The 17905-nt window shown below is 71.0% G+C and carries 15 protein-coding genes; 9 read left to right on the forward strand and 6 right to left on the reverse strand.

Annotated features, from left to right (window positions below; translation table 11 throughout):
- Positions 1-67 precede the first annotated feature (67 nt).
- The 3 genes from AB0L21_RS03610 (at position 68) to AB0L21_RS03620 (ending at position 4613) form a co-directional block, all read left to right on the forward strand.
- On the forward strand, positions 68-1903 hold the full coding sequence (locus AB0L21_RS03610; RefSeq protein ID WP_365781992.1) for a PQQ-binding-like beta-propeller repeat protein: 1836 nt from the start codon (positions 68-70) through the stop codon (positions 1901-1903).
- A gap of 103 nt (positions 1904-2006) precedes the next feature.
- Positions 2007-3767, forward strand: a complete 1761-nt coding sequence (locus tag AB0L21_RS03615) for a PQQ-binding-like beta-propeller repeat protein (RefSeq protein WP_365781994.1) — start codon at positions 2007-2009, stop codon at positions 3765-3767.
- Between the two features lie 159 nt (positions 3768-3926).
- Complete coding sequence (locus AB0L21_RS03620) at positions 3927-4613, forward strand: response regulator transcription factor (RefSeq protein WP_365703333.1); 687 nt, start codon at positions 3927-3929, stop codon at positions 4611-4613.
- 78 nt (positions 4614-4691) lie between these two features.
- On the opposite strand, the gene AB0L21_RS03625 is transcribed toward AB0L21_RS03620, so the two are convergent.
- Positions 4692-5042, reverse strand: a complete 351-nt coding sequence (locus tag AB0L21_RS03625) for a hypothetical protein (RefSeq protein WP_365703331.1) — start codon at positions 5040-5042, stop codon at positions 4692-4694.
- A 20-nt stretch (positions 5043-5062) separates the two neighbouring features.
- Positions 5063-6754, reverse strand: a complete 1692-nt coding sequence (locus AB0L21_RS03630) for a sodium:solute symporter family protein (RefSeq protein WP_365703329.1) — start codon at positions 6752-6754, stop codon at positions 5063-5065.
- A 194-nt stretch (positions 6755-6948) separates the two neighbouring features.
- Between AB0L21_RS03630 and galT the strand changes: the two genes are divergently transcribed.
- The 3 genes from galT to galK are packed head-to-tail and all read left to right on the forward strand — an operon-like array spanning position 6949 to position 10123.
- Entirely contained in the window at positions 6949-8010 is a 1062-nt protein-coding gene (galT, locus tag AB0L21_RS03635) for a galactose-1-phosphate uridylyltransferase (RefSeq protein WP_365703327.1), read from the forward strand.
- Positions 8007-8969 carry a UDP-glucose 4-epimerase GalE gene (gene galE, locus AB0L21_RS03640; protein ID WP_365781996.1) on the forward strand — a complete coding sequence of 321 codons (963 nt, stop codon included), beginning with the start codon at positions 8007-8009 and terminating at the stop codon, positions 8967-8969. Before galT ends, galE begins: the two co-directional genes overlap by 4 nt.
- The gene (galK, locus tag AB0L21_RS03645) at positions 8969-10123 is read left to right on the forward strand and encodes a galactokinase (protein ID WP_365781998.1); all 1155 of its coding nucleotides are present in this window, start codon (positions 8969-8971) and stop codon (positions 10121-10123) included. Before galE ends, galK begins: the two co-directional genes overlap by 1 nt.
- 7 nt (positions 10124-10130) lie before the next feature.
- Here the strand turns inward: galK and AB0L21_RS03650 are convergent, their stop codons facing one another.
- The gene (locus AB0L21_RS03650; protein WP_365782000.1) at positions 10131-10574 is read right to left on the reverse strand and encodes an N-acetyltransferase; all 444 of its coding nucleotides are present in this window, start codon (positions 10572-10574) and stop codon (positions 10131-10133) included.
- Between the two features lie 322 nt (positions 10575-10896).
- Here AB0L21_RS03650 and AB0L21_RS03655 point away from each other — a divergent pair, with 322 nt between their 5' ends.
- Positions 10897-11664 carry a response regulator transcription factor gene (locus AB0L21_RS03655; protein ID WP_365703321.1) on the forward strand — a complete coding sequence of 256 codons (768 nt, stop codon included), beginning with the start codon at positions 10897-10899 and terminating at the stop codon, positions 11662-11664.
- Here the strand turns inward: AB0L21_RS03655 and tamR are convergent.
- Positions 11623-12120 (reverse strand): MarR family transcriptional regulator TamR, encoded by a 498-nt coding sequence (gene tamR, locus AB0L21_RS03660; protein ID WP_069780386.1) that lies wholly within the window; start codon positions 12118-12120, stop codon positions 11623-11625. The two genes, AB0L21_RS03655 and tamR, sit on opposite strands and share 42 nt — an antisense overlap.
- A gap of 88 nt (positions 12121-12208) precedes the next feature.
- Between tamR and AB0L21_RS03665 the strand changes: the two genes are divergently transcribed.
- On the forward strand, positions 12209-13021 hold the full coding sequence (locus AB0L21_RS03665; RefSeq protein ID WP_365782002.1) for a trans-aconitate 2-methyltransferase: 813 nt from the start codon (positions 12209-12211) through the stop codon (positions 13019-13021).
- 154 nt (positions 13022-13175) lie between these two features.
- Here AB0L21_RS03665 and AB0L21_RS03670 read toward each other — a convergent pair whose 3' ends face one another.
- On the reverse strand, positions 13176-13853 hold the full coding sequence (locus tag AB0L21_RS03670) for a TetR/AcrR family transcriptional regulator (RefSeq protein WP_365703317.1): 678 nt from the start codon (positions 13851-13853) through the stop codon (positions 13176-13178).
- Positions 13850-14857 carry a fatty acid desaturase gene (locus tag AB0L21_RS03675; RefSeq protein ID WP_365703315.1) on the reverse strand — a complete coding sequence of 336 codons (1008 nt, stop codon included), beginning with the start codon at positions 14855-14857 and terminating at the stop codon, positions 13850-13852. Before AB0L21_RS03675 ends, AB0L21_RS03670 begins: the two co-directional genes overlap by 4 nt.
- 304 nt (positions 14858-15161) lie before the next feature.
- Between AB0L21_RS03675 and ppc the strand changes: the two genes are divergently transcribed.
- Entirely contained in the window at positions 15162-17894 is a 2733-nt protein-coding gene (ppc, locus tag AB0L21_RS03680) for a phosphoenolpyruvate carboxylase (RefSeq protein ID WP_365703313.1), read from the forward strand.
- Positions 17895-17905 lie beyond the last annotated feature (11 nt).

Consider the following 17905-nt stretch of genomic DNA (forward strand, 5'->3'; position numbering starts at 1 on the left):
CGACCTTGAGTCCGTCACGAACCTCAGGGCGTGGCTAAAAATCAGTGAACGAGGGGGAAGAGCGCTGATGACCCAGCCGCCCAACCAGCCGCCGCACGGCGGATTCGGACCACCGCAGGACGAGCCGCCCGGCGCCCGGCCTCCACAGGACCAGCCTGCGCAGGCCGGCGGTTTCGGCCCGGCCCCGCAGACGCCGCCGGCACAGGGCGGTTTCGGTGCCGCCCCCCAGAACCCGCCGGCGCAGGGCGGTTTCGGTGCGCCCCAGCCGCCCGCCGGTCCTCCGCAGCAGCCCCCGCAGCCCCCGCCGGGCTACGGCTATCCGCAGCAGCCCCAGCAGCCGGGCCTGTACGGCTCCGCCCCCGGTCCCTACGGCTACCCGCAGCAGCCCGGCCCGTACGGCGCCCCGCAGCCCGGCTACGGCCACCCGCAGCAGCCGCCGTACCCGGGCATGCCCGGCGCCGCGCCCGGCGGGCCCTTCGGCGGAAAGCCGGCCTCCCGGAAGAAGACCGCGCTGATCATCGGGTCCGCGGTGGCCGCGCTGCTCGTCATCGGCGGCACGGTGTTCGCGGTCACCGGCAGCGACAGCGGCGGCAAGAAGAAGCCGGTCGCCCAGCAGAGCGACGACTCCAGGAACTCCGCCACCGCCTCGCCGACCACGTCCGGCGGCGGCGAGGACCCCGAGAACCTCAACAAGGACCGCCGGCCCGGCGAGGCGAAGGTGCTCTGGTACAAGCCGGCGCCGGACGCCCCGGCCTCCGGCGCCGACGCGCCCGGCATGTGGATCACCGGCGACACGGCGGTGAAGGCGGCCTACAAGCAGGTCTTCGCCTTCCGCACCGGTGACGGCGGCACCGCCTGGGCGCCGCTCGCCCTCCCGCAGAAGATCTGCGCGGTCACCCCGCGGAAGTCGGCCGACGACAAGATCGTCGTGGCGTACATGAGCGGCGGCGGCGACCGCGCCAAGTGCAACCAGCTCCAGCAGCTCGACCTGCGCACCGGCGCGAAGGGCTGGAGCACCGAGGTCGCCGACGGCGGGCTGTTCGACAGCGCGCTCACCGTCGAACTGACGGTCAGCGGCAGGACGTTGATGGTGGGCCGTTCGCAGTCGGGCACGGCGTACGACATCGACAGCGGCAAGAAGCTGTACGACAAGAAGAAGTACGGCGCGGCCTGCTTCCCGGCCGCCTTCGCGGGCGGCACCGGCCGGCTGATCCAGGTGGCCTCCTGCGGCGCCGGCACCGCCAAGGAGCACGAGGAGATCCAGGAACTCGACCCGGCGACCGGCAAGGTGCGCTGGACCCAGACGGTCAAGAAGGGCTGGGAGGTGACCCGGACCTACTCGGTCGACCCGCTCGTGGTCTACCTGACCAACCGGGACAAGAAGACCTGGAACATCTCCACGTTCACCAAGGACGGCAAGTTCCGCTCCGAGGTGAAGGTGAACGAGAAGTTCGCCCCCCGCTGCGGCTGGGCCGTCCTCGAACGCGAGTTGCAGGGCTGCCAGGGCGTCGCGGTCGACGCCGACACGCTCTACCTGCCCACCGACTCCACCGTCAGCGCCAACGAGATCGTCGCCATCAGCCTGTCCGACGGCAAGGCGAAGTGGCGGGTCAAGTCCCCGGTGGACCAGCCGATGGCACCGGTGAAGGTCGAGGGCGGCAAGCTCATCGCGTATGTGCAGCCGTCGTACGACGCGGGCGGCCAGGTGGTGTCGGTGCCGGTCACCGGCTCCTCCCACAGGACGACCAGGCTCCTGCAGAACCCGCAGGGCGCCGCCGAGGTCGAGGACACCTTCTACGACGGGGTCGTCGACTGGACCGACGGGCGGTTCTTCATCTCCTCGGGCCGGCTGTCCGGCGACGACGACTCGAAGGAGAAGCTCATGATGGCCTTCGGCAACTGAGCCCGGCGCACCGCCCCGGCCGGCCCCCGTGCCGGCCGCGGTCCGTCCTTCCCGAGTCCCCTGCGCCGTACGGCCTTCCCAGCGTCACCGAGGTACCCGCGCCATGACACAGCCGCCCCCGCCACCCCCGAACCAGCCGCCGGCGCAGCCCCCGCAGCCGGGCTACGGCTATCCGCCGGTCCCGCCCCCGCAGCCCTCGCAGCCGCCGCAGCCCGGTTACGGCTACCCCGGCGCGCAGCACAACCCGTACGCGCAACAGCCCCCCGCCCCCACCGCCCCGCAGCCCCTCGGCTACGGCGCCCAGCCGCACAACCCCTACGCCCAGCCCACGCAGCCGGTGCAGGGCATGCAACCGGGCTACGGCTATCCGGGCCAGGGACAGCCGCCGACCGTGCCGATGGCGCCCCAGCCGGGGGCGGGCGGCGGCGGGCGGAACAACACCGTGCTGTTCATCGTCGTCGCGGCGGTCGTCGCCATCGCGCTGATCGTCGGCGGCGGCATCTGGTACGCCAAGTCCTCCGGGGACGACGGCAAGCACCACGACACGGCGTCTTCCGGCGGCTCGAACGACAAGGGCTCCGGGGGTACGACCGGCGGTGGCGGCAAGGAGAAGGTGCCCGCCGACCCGGCCTCCCGGCTGCTCTTCGGGGTGCCGCTGCCCAAGGCGGACGACACGGTCAGCACCGCGGGCTCGTGGCTGACGGACACGGTGTACGCCAAGAGCGGCATCGCGAAGATCGTCGGCTACGACCCGGCGAAGGGCACCGAGCTGTGGACGATCAAGCTGCCCGGCCCGGTCTGCGCGGCCGGCAAGCACGTCGACGACCACGGCCGGACGGCGATCGCCTTCCAGCCGAGGATGCCGGAGAAGGGCTCCTCCGCGGGATGCAGCCAGGTCGCCGCGATCGACCTCACCGCGGGGAAGAAGCTGTGGACGAAGTCGGTCAAGTCCGGTGACTACCCGGTCACGTTCTCCAATGTGACGGTCGCTCAGCACACCGTCGCCGTCGGCGGGTCCGACGGCGGCGCCGCGTTCGACATCGAGTCCGGCAAGACGCTGTGGCAGCCGAAGCCGGACGACACCTGCTACGACGAGGGGTACGGCGGCGGCACCAGGCTGGTCGCGGTGCGCAAGTGCGGCGAGTACGACGACCCGCAGCTGAACATCCAGACCATCGACCCGGTCAGCGGCAAGGTGATCTCCGAGTACAAGATGCCGGACGGTGTCGCGTACGCCTCCGTCGTCTCCACCGACCCGCTGGTGGTCGCGGCCGACGTCGGCCAGAGCGCGGGCGACGGCAGCGGTGTCTCGGACTACTTCTCCATCGACGACAGGACCGGCAAGCTGCTCGCCCGCATCCCGGCACCCGGCGACACCTACGGGGGCCGCTGCGACGGCACCACCCGCATCGAGGACTGCCGGCAGATCGTCGCGGGCAACGGCAGGCTGTACCTGATGACCGAGGCGCACGACGGCAAGGGCGAGTACACCCGGACCAACGAGATCGTCGCCTTCGACCTGAAGACCGGCAAGCCGACCGGCCAGCGCGCCGAGGCCGGCGACGGCTACACGCTCTCCCCGCTGCGCATGGACGGCGGCAACCTGCTCGCCTACAACGCGCCGCCCTACAACAAGGGCGGCCAGGTCGTCAGCATCGACGGCGGCTCGTTCAAGGTGACCAAGCTGCTGGAGAACCCCGCCACGAAGAACGTGCGGGACTCCGAGGTCAACCTGCTGCCGGAGTACGCGGAACTCCGCTTCGGCAAGGGCCGGCTGTACATGTCCGCCGTCTTCGCCAAGGAGCGGGACATGTCGTCGTACAGCAAGGAGTACCTCGTGATGGCGTTCGGCACGGACGGCTGATCCGCAGGCCTCACCCGAATGAGTGACTTGCCGAGAAGTGCCCCGGATTTCATCGATCCGGGGCACTTCTCATGAAGAGGGGCAGCGCGACGTCGAACAAGCGTGTAGCTTCCGGGGGCATGAAGGGCGGGGTTGCCGGGGGGACTGGGGGGTTGCTCTATGGGAGTGCGGCTCATGGTCGTGGACGACCATCGGCTGCTCGCGGAGGCGCTGGCGTCCGCGCTCAAGCTGCGCGGGCACCGGGTGCTCGCCGCCGCGGCGCCGGCCGCGGGCGCGGCGGACCTCGTGATCGCGCGGGCGCCCGAGGTGTGCCTGCTGGGTACGGCGGCACCGGCCGAGCCGGGGATCTTCGACCCGGTGGTCAAGATCAAGCGGGAGCGTCCGCAGGTGGCGGTGCTGGTGCTGGGGCCGGTGCCGTCACCGCGCGGGATCGCGGCGGCCTTCGCCGCGGGGGCGTCGGGGTACGTGCGGCACGACGAGCGGATCGAGGGCGTCGAGCGGGCCATCATGAAGGCCCGGGCCGGTGAGGCGGCGGTGGCTCCGCAACTGCTCCAGGGGGCCTTCGGCGAACTGCTGAATCCGGCCGCGCAACCCGATGACGAGGCCCAGCGGCTGCTGGAGATGCTGACGCCGCGGGAGGTCGAGGTGCTGGTGCGGGTCGCCGACGGCGAGGACACGCGGCGGATCGCGGCGGGGATGGGCATCGCACCGAGCACGGCGCGTACGCATGTCCAACGGGTGCTGATGAAGCTGGGGGTGGGGTCCAGGCTGGAGGCGGCGGCCCTGGCCGCCCGCACAGGCCTGCTGGACCGCGCGGGCCCCTTGCGGGGCGCGTCCGCCGACTAGGCGCCGGTGCTGGTGCGCCCCGAAGGGGCGCGGGGAACTGCGCAACCAGCCCCCGCGCGCCCGCAGTCGGAAACGGCGCTACTCGCCGGCCCGCTCTTCCGGCGAACCCTCCAAAGGAGCCGGCGGAGTGGGCCGCAGCTTCAGCCAGGCCAGGAAGAAGATGCCCAGGAGCAGCATGCCGATCCCGGTCCACAGGTTGATGTTCACGCCCTCGGCCTTGTCGATCGCGGCCTGCGAGTCGGTGATCCCGGTGATCGTGACGATGACGCCGTAGACCACGAAGAGTCCGCCGATGATGCGTCGCAGGTCGAAGATGCGTGCCGCGGTCGCCGACTTGGTCTCCAGCTCGGAGACCTCCCGCAGGACGTCCTGCTCGGTGTAGTGCAGCGGACGACGAGCCTTCTCGGGGTGCTCAGGATGCTCGGTCATGGTTCCTCGATCCTCCCGCGTCAGAACGAGAACGGGATGTAGCAGGCGGCGGCCAGCACGACCGCGCCCCAGCCCAGCAGGGCCGGCTTGCGGTACCACGCGTCGTCGCCTTCGGCGGGCGGTTCGGACATGCCGGGGGAGCGGGTGCCGTAGACCAGGCCCTGCAGCTCCTCCACCGGCTTCGGCTTGGTGAACAGGGACACCGCGACCATCACCACCGCGCCGGCGACGAAGCCGGCGATGGCGGAGACGAAGTTGGCGCCCTGGTCGGAGGGGATGGAGATGATGTCCTTCTTGTAGAGGACGAAGTAGTTGACCATCGCGGTCACGGTGCCGGCGAGCAGGCCCCAGAAGCCGGACTTCGCGGACGCCCGCTTCCAGAACATGCCGACGATGAAGACGACGAACATCGGCACGTTGAAGAAGGAGAACAGCGTCTGCAGGTAGCTCATGATGTTGGAGAACGAGGACGCCAGGAACGCCGTACCGACGGAGGCGCAGACGCCGATCGCGGTGATCAGCCGGCCGAAGCGGACGTAGTAGCCGTCCTCGCGCCCCCGCACCACGTACTTCGCCCAGATGTCGTTGGTGAACACCGTGTTGAAGGACGACACGTTCGCCGCCATGCCCGCCATGAAGGCGGCCAGCAGACCGGTGACGGCGATGCCGAGCACGCCGTTGGGCAGCAGCTCCTGCATCAGGAAGGGGATGGCGTCGTTGTACTGGTAGCCGGAGCCCGAGGTGCCGAACTTCGGGACGATCGCGGCGGCGACCAGGCCCGGGATCATCACCAGGAAGACGATGAAGATCTTGGGGTAGGCCGCGATGAGCGGCGTGCGCTGACCCGCCGAGAGGTTCTTCGCGGACAGGGCGCGCTGCACCTCGGCGAAGTTGGTGGTCCAGTAGCCGAAGGAGAGGACGAAGCCGAGGCCGAGGACGATGGTCAGCCAGTTGGCGCCGAGCGGGTTGGCGTGCCCGATGCCGGTGCCGCCCCAGGCGGTGGTGAAGTCGGCGCCGTGGGCGGCGGTGAGCTTGTCGGTCAGGCCGCCCCAGCCGCCGACCTTCTTCAGGCCGAGGATCGTGATCGGGATGAGCGCGGCCAGGATCACGAAGAACTGGAGGACCTCGTTGTAGATCGCCGAGGACAGGCCGCCCAGGGTGATGTACGCGAGGACGAACGCGCCGGCGACGACGATGGCGACCCACTGCGGCCAGCCGAGCAGGGCCTCGACGACGATCGCCAGGGCGTAGAGGTTGACGCCCGCGATCAGGATGGCGGCGAACGCGAACAGGATGGAGCTGAGCAGGTGGGCGCCCCGGTCGAAGCGCAGCAGCAGGAACTCGGGGACCGAGCGGACCTTGCTGCCGTAGTAGAAGGGCATCATCACCAGGCCGAGGAAGACCATGGCGGGGATGGCGCCGATCCAGTACCAGTGGACGGTGTAGGCGCCGTACTGGGCACTGTTCGCGGCCATGCCGAGGATCTCGGTGGCCGCCAGGTTCGCCGAGATGAAGGCGAGGCCGGTGATCCAGGCGGGCAACGAGCGTCCGGAGAGGAAGAAGTCGAGGCTCGTCTTGACCGAGCGGCGGGCCGCGAAGCCGATGCCCAGGACGACGACGAAGTAGATCGCCAGGATCGTGTAGTCCAGCCAGTTGGTGGGGAGCCGTAGCTCCGCCGCCAGATAGGTGGGGGCGTATGTGGGGGTTTGCATGAGAACTCGCTTCGTTGCGCGAACTGATCCAGAGCGGAACCTACGCCGCCGTGTTCGATATTTGAACACTCCAGCTGGTGTTCTTTGTTTGATTGTGATCGACCGAGGTGTTGTGGAGTTGTGGTCTGTTATGTTTGTTTGTGTTGAGTGATTGGGTGCGGACACACCCGTAGGGCCCGAACAAGGAGTCCGGCGTGAAGAAGACCTCGACCCGGCTGGCCGACGGTCGTGAGCTGATCTACTACGACCTGCGGGACGACACCGTGCGCGACGCGGTCGACCGGCGCCCGCTGGACCGTACGGTCACCACGTCCGAGATCCGCCGCGACCCGCTGCTCGGCGACTCGGTCGCCGTGGCCTCGCACCGCCAGGGCCGCACCTACCACCCGCCGGCCGACGAGTGCCCCCTGTGCCCCACCCGCGGCGACCGGCTCAGCGAGATCCCGGACTCCTCGTACGACGTCGTCGTCTTCGAGAACCGGTTCCCCTCCCTCGCCGGCGACTCCGGCCGCTGCGAGGTCGTGTGCTTCACCTCCGACCACGACGCCTCCTTCGCGGACCTGAGCGTCGAGCAGGCGCGACTGGTGCTGGACGCGTGGACGGACCGCACGTCGGAGCTGTCGCATCTGCCCTCCGTCGAGCAGGTGTTCTGTTTCGAGAACCGCGGTGCCGAGATCGGTGTGACCCTCGGCCACCCGCACGGACAGATCTACGCCTACCCCTTCACCACCCCGCGCACCGCGCTGATGCTCCGCTCGCTCGCCGCCCACAAGGAGGCCACCGGCGGGGAGAACCTGTTCGACGCCGTCCTGGAGCGGGAACTCGCCGGCGAGCGGGTCGTCCTTGAGGGTGAACACTGGGCGGCCTTCGTGCCGTACGCGGCGCACTGGCCGTACGAGGTCCACCTGTACCCGAAGCGCCGCGTGCCCGATCTGCTGGCCCTGGACGAGGCGGCGCGCACAGAATTCCCCCAGGTCTATCTGGAACTCTTGAGGCGTTTCGACCGGATCTTCGGCGAGGGTGAGCCTCCGACGCCGTACATCGCGGGCTGGCACCAGGCCCCGTTCGGCGCGCTGGAGGAGTTCGACGGTGTCACGCGCGACGACTTCGCGCTCCACCTCGAGCTTTTCACCATCCGCCGTACTTCCGGCAAGCTGAAGTTCCTCGCGGGTTCCGAGTCCGGCATGAGCGTGTTCATCAACGACGTGCCGCCGGAGCGCGCGGCCGAGCGACTGCGAGAGGTAGCGAGTTCATGAAGTACCTGGTGACGGGTGGCGCGGGATACGTCGGCAGTGTCGTGGCGCAGCACCTGCTGGAGGCCGGCCACGAGGTCACCGTCCTCGACAACCTCTCCACCGGCTTCCGCGCGGGCGTCCCGGCCGGCGCGGCCTTCATCGAGGGCGACATCCGCGACGCCGCCAAGTGGCTCGACCCCTCCTTCGACGGCGTGCTGCACTTCGCCGCGTTCTCGCAGGTCGGCGAGTCGGTGGTGAAGCCGGAGAAGTACTGGGACAACAACGTCGGCGGCAGCATGGCCCTGCTCGCCGCGATGCGCGAGGCCGGCGTCCGCAAGCTGGTCTTCTCCTCCACCGCCGCCACCTACGGCGAGCCGGAGCGGACCCCGATCCCGGAGACCGCCCCGACGCGGCCCACCAGCCCCTACGGCGCCTCCAAGCTCGCCGTCGACCACATGATCACCGGCGAGGCGCACGCGCACGGCCTGGCGGCGGTCTCCCTGCGCTACTTCAACGTGGCCGGCGCGTACGGCGCGTACGGGGAGCGGCACGACCCGGAGTCGCACCTCATCCCGCTGGTCCTCCAGGTCGCCCAGGGCCGCCGCGACGCGATCTCCGTCTACGGCGACGACTACCCGACCCCCGACGGCACCTGCGTCCGCGACTACATCCACGTCGCCGACCTGGCCGAGGCCCACCTGCTGGCCGTCCGGGCCGCCACCCCGGGCGAGCACCTGATCTGCAACCTCGGCAACGGCAACGGCTTCTCCGTCCGCCAGGTCATCGAGACCGTCCGCGAGGTCACCGGCCGCCCGATCCCCGAGGTGGTGGCCCCGCGCCGGGGCGGCGACCCGGCGGTCCTGGTCGCCTCCGCGGACACCGCCCGCGAGAAACTGGGCTGGAACCCGACCCGCGCGGATCTCGCGGGCATCGTCGCGGACGCGTGGGAGTTCGCGCAGAGCATCACAAGGGAGCACTAGTGGGCGCACAGCAGGTCGCGGAGCGCTTCGCCGAGCTGTACGGGGCCGGACCGGAGGGCGTGTGGGCGGCGCCCGGCCGGGTCAACCTGATCGGTGAGCACACCGACTACAACGACGGCTTCGTCATGCCGTTCGCGCTGCCGCACCAGGCGGTCGCCGCGGTCTCCCGCCGCGACGACGGCGTCCTGCGCCTGCACTCGGAGGACGTCGAGGGCGGGGTCGTGGAGCTGCGGCTGGACGCCCTCGCCCCTCAGACCGACCCGGAGTGGACGGCGTACCCGGCGGGCGTGGTCTGGGCCCTGCGCGAGGCGGGGCACGAGGTGACCGGCGCCGACATCCACCTGTCCTCGACGGTCCCGACGGGCGCGGGCCTGTCCTCGTCGGCCGCGCTGGAGGTCGTGATCGCCCTGGCGCTGAACGACCTGTACGACCTCGGCCTGCAGCGCTGGCGGCTGGCCCGCCTGTGCCAGCGCGCCGAGAACGTCTACGTCGGCGCGCCGACCGGGATCATGGACCAGACGGCGTCGGCCTGCTGCGAGCAGGGCCACGCGCTCTTCCTGGACACCCGGGACCTGTCCCAGCAGCAGATCCCCTTCGACCTCGTGGCCGAGGGCCTGCGCCTGCTGGTGGTCGACACCCAGGTCAAGCACGCCCACAGCGGCGGCGAGTACGGCAAGCGCCGGGCCGGCTGCGAGAAGGGCGCGGCCCTCCTCGGCGTCGACGCCCTGCGGGACATCCCCTACGACGGCCTGGACGCGGCCCTCGCCCGCCTCGGCGACGAGGAGGAGGTCATCCACCTGGTCCGCCACGTGGTCACGGAGGACGAACGGGTCGAACGCACCGTCGCCCTCCTGCGCGCCGGCGACACCCGCGCCATCGGCCCGGTCCTCACCGAGGGCCACGCCTCCCTGCGCGACGACTTCCGCATCTCCTGCCCGGAGCTGGACCTGGTCGTCGACACGGCCCTCGCCGCCGGCGCCCTGGGCGCCCGCATGACGGGCGGCGGCTTCGGCGGTTCGGCGATCGTCCTGGCGGAGGCGGCCGACGTGGACACCCTGACCAAGGCGGTCGAAGAGGCCTTCGCGGCAGGGGGCTTCAAGGCCCCACGGGTCTTCGAGGCGGTCCCGTCGGCGGGGGCCCGGCGGCTGGTCTGAGTACCCGTCAGCCCAGCCTCTTCGTGAGGGTGTACTCCGTGATCCCCGGCGGGTAGCCGGGGATCACGCCGACCACCTCGTAGCCCTGTTTCCGGTAGAACTCCGGGGCCTGGAAGTCCCAGGTCTCCAGGCGGGACGCCGTGCAGCCGCGATCGGTCGCGGCGATGCGTTCCGCCTCCGCCAGCAGGCGGGTGCCGAGACCCGCGCCGCGGTGTACGGCGTCCACCCACAGGTAGGTGACGTGCAGCCAGGTCGTCCAGGTGTGGCCGACCAGGCCGCCCGCCAGGCCGCCGGCGGTGTCCAGCGCCCAGACGTGGAGGGGCGTGTCGCGTTCGCCGGGCGTGCCGCGCAGCGCGGCGAGGACCGGGGACGCCGCCGTGTTGGTCTCCCGCAGCCGCGCGCGGAGCAGATCACGTCGGTCTTTGTCGACTTCCGCCTCAATACGAAACATGCGGCACACCATAAACGCGCCGGACGGCCAGTTCTGCAATTCGTCTTCCGCTGCGTGCTCCCATCCGTACTCTGTGGAGCAGCACCGGTGGGGGCCGGTGCCGCTCAGGGGGCGAGACAGGCGGGTACGGCGCCCGCGGTGGGGGTAGCAGTGTCCGCAACGGCGGCGGCCGTGCGGCGCGCGTCCTCTGTCCGCGGGTGTCGTACCCGCGCCGGTCGTCGTTCTCCGGATCCTTTCCGGGTATTTCCGGACCGGCCAATTCCGGAGCTTTCCGGACCTTGGGTATCCCCTGCTCCACGCGGAGCCTGGGGAAGGGGGTTACGTGGTTCGCATCCGAGTCCTGGTCGTGGACGACCACCGCATCTTCGCCGAGTCGCTCGCCGCCGCCCTGGCCGCCGAGCCCGACGTCGACGTCTCCGCCGCCGGCAGCGGCCCGGCCGCGCTGCGCTGCCTGGAGCGCGCGGCCGGCGAGGGCCGGCGCTACGACGTCCTCCTGGTCGACGCCGACCTGGGCGGCCGGCTGCCCGGCGCCCGCCCGGCCGTGCCGGTGCAGGAGGGCGACGAGGAGGGCCTGGTCGACGGGATCTCGCTCGTCACCGGGGTCCGGGCCGCCCACCCCGCCGTACGGATCGTCGTCCTCGCCGAGAAGGACGACCCGCGCCGCGCGGCCCTCGCGCTCCAGGCCGGGGCGTCCGGCTGGGTCGCCAAGGACTGCTCGCTGTCCCGGCTGCTGACGGTGATCCGGGGCGTGCTGCGCGACGAGACGCATCTGCCGCCCGCGCTGCTCACCGGCGTGCTGAAGGAGCTGACGGCGGCGCGCAAGCACCGCACCGAGAGCGAGCGGCTGGTGGAGTCCCTCACCCCGCGCGAGCGGGAGGTGCTGCGCTGCATGGTCGCCGGACTCGGCCGCAAGGCCGTCGCCGAGCGGCTGTTCCTCTCCCCGCACACCGTCCGCACCCATATGCAGAACGTCCTCGGCAAGCTGGGCGTCCACTCCACGCTGGCCGCCGTCGCGCTGGCCCGGCGGGCCGGGGTGGGGCCGGTGGACCTAACCGGGGATGTTGTCGAACGGGGCGGTCAGCTGGCGTAGCAGGCCGGCCAGTTCGGCGCGCTGGGCGCGGGACAGTTCGGCGAGGATCGCCCGCTCCTGCTCCAGCAGGCCCGCCAGCGCCTGGTCCGCGCGGTCGCGGCCGGTGTCGGTCAGCCGGACCAGCACGCCCCGCCGGTCGCTGGGGTCGGGCAGCCGCTCGACCAGGCCCTTCTTCGCCAGCCGGTCGATGCGGTTGGTCATCGTGCCCGAGGTGACCAGGGTCTGCGTGAGCAGCTGGCCGGGGGAGAGCTGGTACGGCGTGCCCGCGCGTCGCAGCGCGGTCAGCACGTCGAACTCCCAGGGCTCCAGCTGGTGCTCGGCGAAGGCGAGCCGGCGGGCGCGGTCGAGGTGCCGGGCGAGTCGGCTCACCCGGCTGAGCACTTCCAGCGGCTCCACGTCGAGGTCCGGACGCTCCCGGCGCCACGCTGCGACCAGCCGATCGACCTCGTCCTCCATGGAGATCAGTGTAGTGGTTGTGTCGACGTGAAGTCTCTTGATGTCGAGTCTCTTGACATCGAGAGAAGTTGGCGGGGACAGTGGGGGCATGACGACGCCCAGCTGGGACCCCGCCCAGTACCTCCGCCACGCGGGTCACCGGGCCCGCCCCTTCGCCGACCTCCTCGCCCGGATCCCGGGCCTGCCCGGCGACGCGCCCCGCATCGCCGACCTCGGCTGCGGCCCCGGCAACGTCACCGCCCTGCTCGCCGAGCGCTGGCCCACCGCCCGCATCACCGGCTACGACAACTCGCCCGAGATGCTCGACAAGGCCCACGTCGACCACGCGGGACCCACGGCCGGGGGCGGCCGGCTCGACTTCGCCCACGCCGACGTGCGGACCTGGACACCCACGGAGCCGTACGACCTGATCGTCTCCAACGCCACCCTCCAGTGGGTGCCGGGCCACGCCGACCGCTTCGCCGACTGGATCGCCGCCCTCCCACCCGGCGGCACCCTCGCCTTCCAGGTCCCCCACAACATCGACGCCCCCCTGCACGCCCTGATGCGCGACCTCGCCGGCACGCCCCGCTGGCGGCACCGCCTCGCCGACGTCCTGCGCCGCACGGACTCCGTGCACACCCCCGGCACCTACCTCGACCGCCTCACCCGCCTCGGCTGCGCGGCCGACGTGTGGGAGACGACGTACTTCCACGTCCTCCAGGGCGAGGACCCCGTCCTCGACTGGGTGAAGGGCACCGGCCTGCGGCCCGCCCTGACCGCTCTCGCCGACGACCCCGAGGAACGGGACGCCTTCCTCACCGCGTACCGGGACCTGCTGCGCGAGGCCTACCCGAGCGCACCGTACGGCACGGTCCTGCCGTTCCGGAGGCTGTTCGCGGTGGCCGTGAAGGAGGCCTGAGCACCCTCGTCGCCCCCGGCCCGCTCCACCCGGGGATCCAGCACGGCTTCCGGCCCGCGAAGAAGGCCCACCCCGGGCTGCGGCACGGGACATCGAAGCCCGCGCGGCCCGCCTCACCGCGCTCGGCGCGCCCGTCACCTGGGACGACGGGCGCTCAGCTCTTGCGGTGCCCGATCAGACGCGGCTTCTGCTCCAGGCCGTCCAGGCCGTGCCACGCCAGGTTCACCAGATGGGCCGCCACCTCCGCCTTCTTCGGACGGCGCACGTCCAGCCACCACTGGCCGGTCAGCGCGACCATGCCGACCAGCGCCTGGGCGTAGAGAGGGGCGAGCTTGGGATCGAAGCCGCGCGACTTGAACTCGCGGCCCAGGATGTCCTCCACCTGGGTGGCGATGTCCGAGATGAGGGACGCGAAGGAGCCCGTGGACTGGGGGATGGGGGAGTCGCGGACCAGGATGCGGAAACCGTCCGTGTACTCCTCGATGTAGTCCAGGAGGGCGAACGCGGCCTGCTCGCACAGCTCACGCGGGTGGCCGGCCGTCAGCGAGCTGGTGACCATGTCCAGCAGCCGCCGCATCTCGCGGTCCACGACCACCGCGTACAGCCCCTCCTTGCCGCCGAAGTGCTCGTACACCACCGGCTTGGACACCCCGGCCTTCGCCGCGATCTCCTCCACCGACGTGCCCTCGAAACCCTTGGCGGCGAAGAGGGTGCGACCGATCTCCAGCAGCTGCTGGCGGCGCTCGGCACCGGTCATACGCGTCCGGCGGGCCCGCCGCTGCTTGTCGTTGCCTGAGGTGCTGCTGGAGTCGGTCGCCACGGCGTCAATCATGCCGCCTCGGCCGTCTCCCTCCCGCGCCGGGAGCCGCCTTCCCCGGTGTCACGGCGTGAATCGATACGCGAGCGTGACGGCCAGCGCACGTCGTACGCCCAGCCGAGCAGCTCGAACCAGCGGATGAAGCGGGCCGAGGAGTCGACCTGCCCGCGCATCACACCGTGCCGCGCCGAGGTCGGGTCGGCGTGGTGCAGGTTGTGCCAGGACTCCCCGCAGGACAGCACCGCCAGCCACCACACGTTGCCCGAACGGTCGCGCGACTTGAACGGCCGCTTGCCGACCGCGTGGCAGATCGAGTTGATCGACCAGGTCACATGGTGCAGCAGCGCCACCCGGACGAGCGACCCCCAGAAGAACGCGGTGAACGCGCCCCACCAGGACATCGTCGCCAGACCGCCGATCAGGGGCGGCAGCCCCAGGGACACGGCCGTCCACAGGACGAACTGGCGCGAGATCGCCCGCATCGCCGGGTCCTTGATCAGATCCGGCGCGTACTTGTCCTGCGGGGTCTGCTCCTCGTCGAACATCCAGCCGATGTGCGCCCACCACAGGCCCTTCATCAGCGCCGGAACCGTCTCGCCGAACCGCCACGGAGAGTGCGGATCGCCCTCCGCGTCGGAGAACTTGTGATGCTTGCGGTGATCGGCCACCCAGCGCACCAGCGGGCCTTCGACCGCCAGCGAACCCATGATCGCCAACGCGATCCGCAGCGGCCGCTTCGCCTTGAACGAACCGTGCGTGAAGTACCGGTGGAAACCGATCGTGATGCCGTGGCACCCCAGGAAGTAGAAGAAGACCAGCAGGCCCACATCGAGCCAGCTCACCCCCCAGCCCCAGGCCAGCGGCACGGCCGCCACCAGTGCCAGGAACGGCACGGTGATGAACAGGAGCAGCGTGATCTGCTCGATCGAACGCTTCTGCTCGCCGCCCAGCGTGGCGGAGGGAGGGGGTGTGTCGGTGGCCTTACGGGCTTCTTCGATCACATCGGAACTTGAGGTCATGCGCGTCCCCTGTGGGGTCGATGGTCGAGGCAGATGCCGGGCCGCGGTGACCGTACGGGAGTCGACGGTACTTCCCTACGGTTCCGTAACCTACGGCGTCGTAAGTATGGCAGCGTGTCGCGCGGCGGCAAGAGCCCCAGAGCCAGCGCGTCCACATGGCCACCTATCCTTGGACTCGGTCGGACAGCGCGGTCCGCTGAAGTTTCCTTCCCGGACCCTCCGGCCCGTATGCGGCACCCGCCGTGTGTGACAGCCGGTCGGGTTCCCTCCCAGACGAGCTTCAACACTGCAAGGAGCCGCACCTGTGAGCAGTGCCGACGACCAGACCACCACGACCAGCAGCGAGCTGCGCGCCGACATCCGCCGGCTGGGTGATCTCCTGGGGGAGACCCTCGTCCGGCAGGAAGGCCCCGAGCTCCTCGAACTGGTCGAGAAGGTCCGCCGCCTCACCCGCGAAGACGGTGACGCCGCCGCCGAGCTGCTGCGCGGCACCGAACTGGAGACCGCGGCCAAGCTGGTCCGCGCCTTCTCCACCTACTTCCACCTCGCCAACATCACCGAACAGGTGCACCGCGGCCGCGAACTGCGCGCCCGGCGCGCCGCCGAGGGCGGCCTGCTCGCCCGCACCGCCGACCGGCTCAAGGACGCCGACCCCGAGCACCTGAGGCAGACCGTCCAGAACCTCAACGTCCGCCCGGTCTTCACCGCGCACCCCACCGAGGCCGCACGCCGGTCCGTCCTCAACAAGCTCCGGCGCATCGCCGCGCTCCTGGACACCCCCGTCCTCGACACCGACCGCCGCCGCCACGACGTCCGCCTCGCCGAGAACATCGACCTCGTCTGGCAGACCGACGAACTGCGCGTCGTACGCCCCGAACCCGCCGACGAGGCCCGCAACGCGATCTACTACCTGGACGAGCTGCACGCCGACGCCGTCGGAGACGTCCTGGAGGACCTGACCGCCGAACTGGAACGCGTCGGCGTCAAGCTCCCCGACGACACCCGCCCCCTCACCTTCGGCACCTGGATCGGCGGCGACCGCGACGGCAACCCCAACGTCACCCCCCAGGTCACCTGGGACGTCCTCATCCTCCAGCACGAACACGGCATCAACGACGCCCTGGAGACGATCGACGAACTGCGCGGCCTGCTCTCCAACTCCATCCGCTACACCGGCGCCACCGAAGAGCTGCTCGACTCCCTCAAGACCGACCTGGAACTGCTCCCCGAGATCAGCCCCCGCTACAAGCGCCTCAACGCCGAGGAGCCCTACCGGCTCAAGGCCACCTGCATCCGGCAGAAGCTGGAGAACACCAAGCAGCGCCTCGCCAAGGGCACCCCGCACGAGGAAGGCCGCGACTACCTCGGCACCGGCGAGCTGCTGAAGGACCTGCGGATCATCCAGGCCTCCCTGCGCGAGCACCGCGGCGGCCTGTTCGCCGACGGCCGCCTCGCCCGCACCATCCGCACCCTGGCCGCCTTCGGCCTCCAGCTCGCCACCATGGACGTCCGCGAACACGCCGACGCCCACCACCACGCCCTCGGCCAGCTCTTCGACCGGCTCGGCGAGGAGTCCTGGTGCTACGCCGACATGCCCCGCGAGTACCGCGCCAAGCTCCTCGCCAAGGAACTGCGCTCCAGAAGGCCGCTCGCCCCCACCCCGGCCCCCGTCGACGCCGCCGGACAGAAGACCCTCGGCGTCTTCGAGACCGTCAAGCGCGCCCTGGAGGTCTTCGGCCCCGAGGTCATCGAGTCCTACATCATCTCCATGTGCCAGGGCGCCGACGACGTCTTCGCCGCCGCCGTCCTCGCCCGCGAGGCCGGACTGCTCGACCTGCACGCCGGCTGGGCCAAGATCGGCATCGTCCCCCTCCTGGAGACCACCGACGAGCTGAAGGCCGCCGACACCATCCTGGAGGACATGCTCTCCGACCCGTCCTACCGGCGCCTGGTCGCGCTGCGCGGCGACGTCCAGGAGGTCATGCTCGGCTACTCCGACTCCTCCAAGTTCGGCGGCATCACCACCAGCCAGTGGGAGATCCACCGCGCCCAGCGCCGGCTGCGCGACGTCGCCCACCGCTACGGCGTACGCCTGCGCCTCTTCCACGGCCGCGGCGGCACCGTCGGCCGCGGCGGCGGCCCCTCCCACGACGCCATCCTCGCCCAGCCCTGGGGCACCCTGGAGGGCGAGATCAAGGTCACCGAGCAGGGCGAGGTCATCTCCGACAAGTACCTCATCCCCTCCCTCGCCCGGGAGAACCTGGAACTGACGGTGGCCGCGACACTGCAGGCCTCCGCCCTGCACACCGCCCCCCGCCAGTCCGACGAGGCCCTCGCCCGCTGGGACGCGGCCATGGACGTCGTCTCCGACGCCGCGCACGCCGCCTACCGCCGCCTGGTCGAGGACCCGGACCTGCCGACGTACTTCCTGGCGTCGACGCCGGTGGACCAGCTCGCCGACCTGCACCTGGGCTCCCGGCCCTCGCGCCGCCCCGGCTCCGGCGTCTCGCTCGACGGCCTGCGCGCCATCCCCTGGGTGTTCGGCTGGACCCAGTCCCGGCAGATCGTCCCCGGCTGGTTCGGCGTCGGCTCCGGCCTCAAGGCCCTGCGCGAGGCCGGCCTCGACACCGTGCTCGACGAGATGCACCAGCAGTGGCACTTCTTCCGCAACTTCATCTCCAACGTCGAGATGACCCTCGCCAAGACGGACCTGCGGATCGCCCAGCACTACGTCGACACCCTCGTCCCCGACGAACTCAAGCACGTCTTCGACACCATCAAGGCCGAACACGAGCTGACCGTCCGCGAAGTCCTGCGGATCACCGGCGAGCAGGAACTCCTGGACGCCCAGCCGGTCCTCAAGCAGACCTTCGCCATCCGCGACGCCTACCTGGACCCCATCTCCTACCTCCAGGTCGCCCTGCTCAAGCGGCAGCGAGAGGCCGCCGCGGCCGGCACCGACCCCGACCCGCTGCTCTCCCGCGCCCTGCTCCTCACCGTCAACGGCGTGGCGGCGGGCCTGCGCAACACCGGCTGACCCGCTGACAG

It is taken from the genome of Streptomyces sp. NPDC052721 (assembly GCF_040678315.1).
In the GTDB taxonomy this organism is placed as follows: Bacteria; Actinomycetota; Actinomycetes; order Streptomycetales; family Streptomycetaceae; genus Streptomyces.

Excerpts from the sequence above, each read along its gene's own strand:
- AB0L21_RS03610 (WP_365781992.1), top strand. The coding sequence starts at position 68 with ATGACCCAGCCGCCCAACCAGCCGCCGCACGGCGGATTCGGACCACCG.
- AB0L21_RS03615 (WP_365781994.1), top strand. The coding sequence starts at position 2,007 with ATGACACAGCCGCCCCCGCCACCCCCGAACCAGCCGCCGGCGCAGCCC.
- AB0L21_RS03620 (WP_365703333.1), top strand. The coding sequence starts at position 3,927 with ATGGGAGTGCGGCTCATGGTCGTGGACGACCATCGGCTGCTCGCGGAG.
- AB0L21_RS03625 (WP_365703331.1), bottom strand. The coding sequence starts at position 5,042 with ATGACCGAGCATCCTGAGCACCCCGAGAAGGCTCGTCGTCCGCTGCAC.
- AB0L21_RS03630 (WP_365703329.1), bottom strand. The coding sequence starts at position 6,754 with ATGCAAACCCCCACATACGCCCCCACCTATCTGGCGGCGGAGCTACGG.
- galE (WP_365781996.1), top strand. The coding sequence starts at position 8,007 with ATGAAGTACCTGGTGACGGGTGGCGCGGGATACGTCGGCAGTGTCGTG.
- AB0L21_RS03650 (WP_365782000.1), bottom strand. The coding sequence starts at position 10,574 with ATGTTTCGTATTGAGGCGGAAGTCGACAAAGACCGACGTGATCTGCTC.
- tamR (WP_069780386.1), bottom strand. The coding sequence starts at position 12,120 with ATGGAGGACGAGGTCGATCGGCTGGTCGCAGCGTGGCGCCGGGAGCGT.
- AB0L21_RS03665 (WP_365782002.1), top strand. The coding sequence starts at position 12,209 with ATGACGACGCCCAGCTGGGACCCCGCCCAGTACCTCCGCCACGCGGGT.
- AB0L21_RS03670 (WP_365703317.1), bottom strand. The coding sequence starts at position 13,853 with ATGATTGACGCCGTGGCGACCGACTCCAGCAGCACCTCAGGCAACGAC.
- AB0L21_RS03675 (WP_365703315.1), bottom strand. The coding sequence starts at position 14,857 with ATGACCTCAAGTTCCGATGTGATCGAAGAAGCCCGTAAGGCCACCGAC.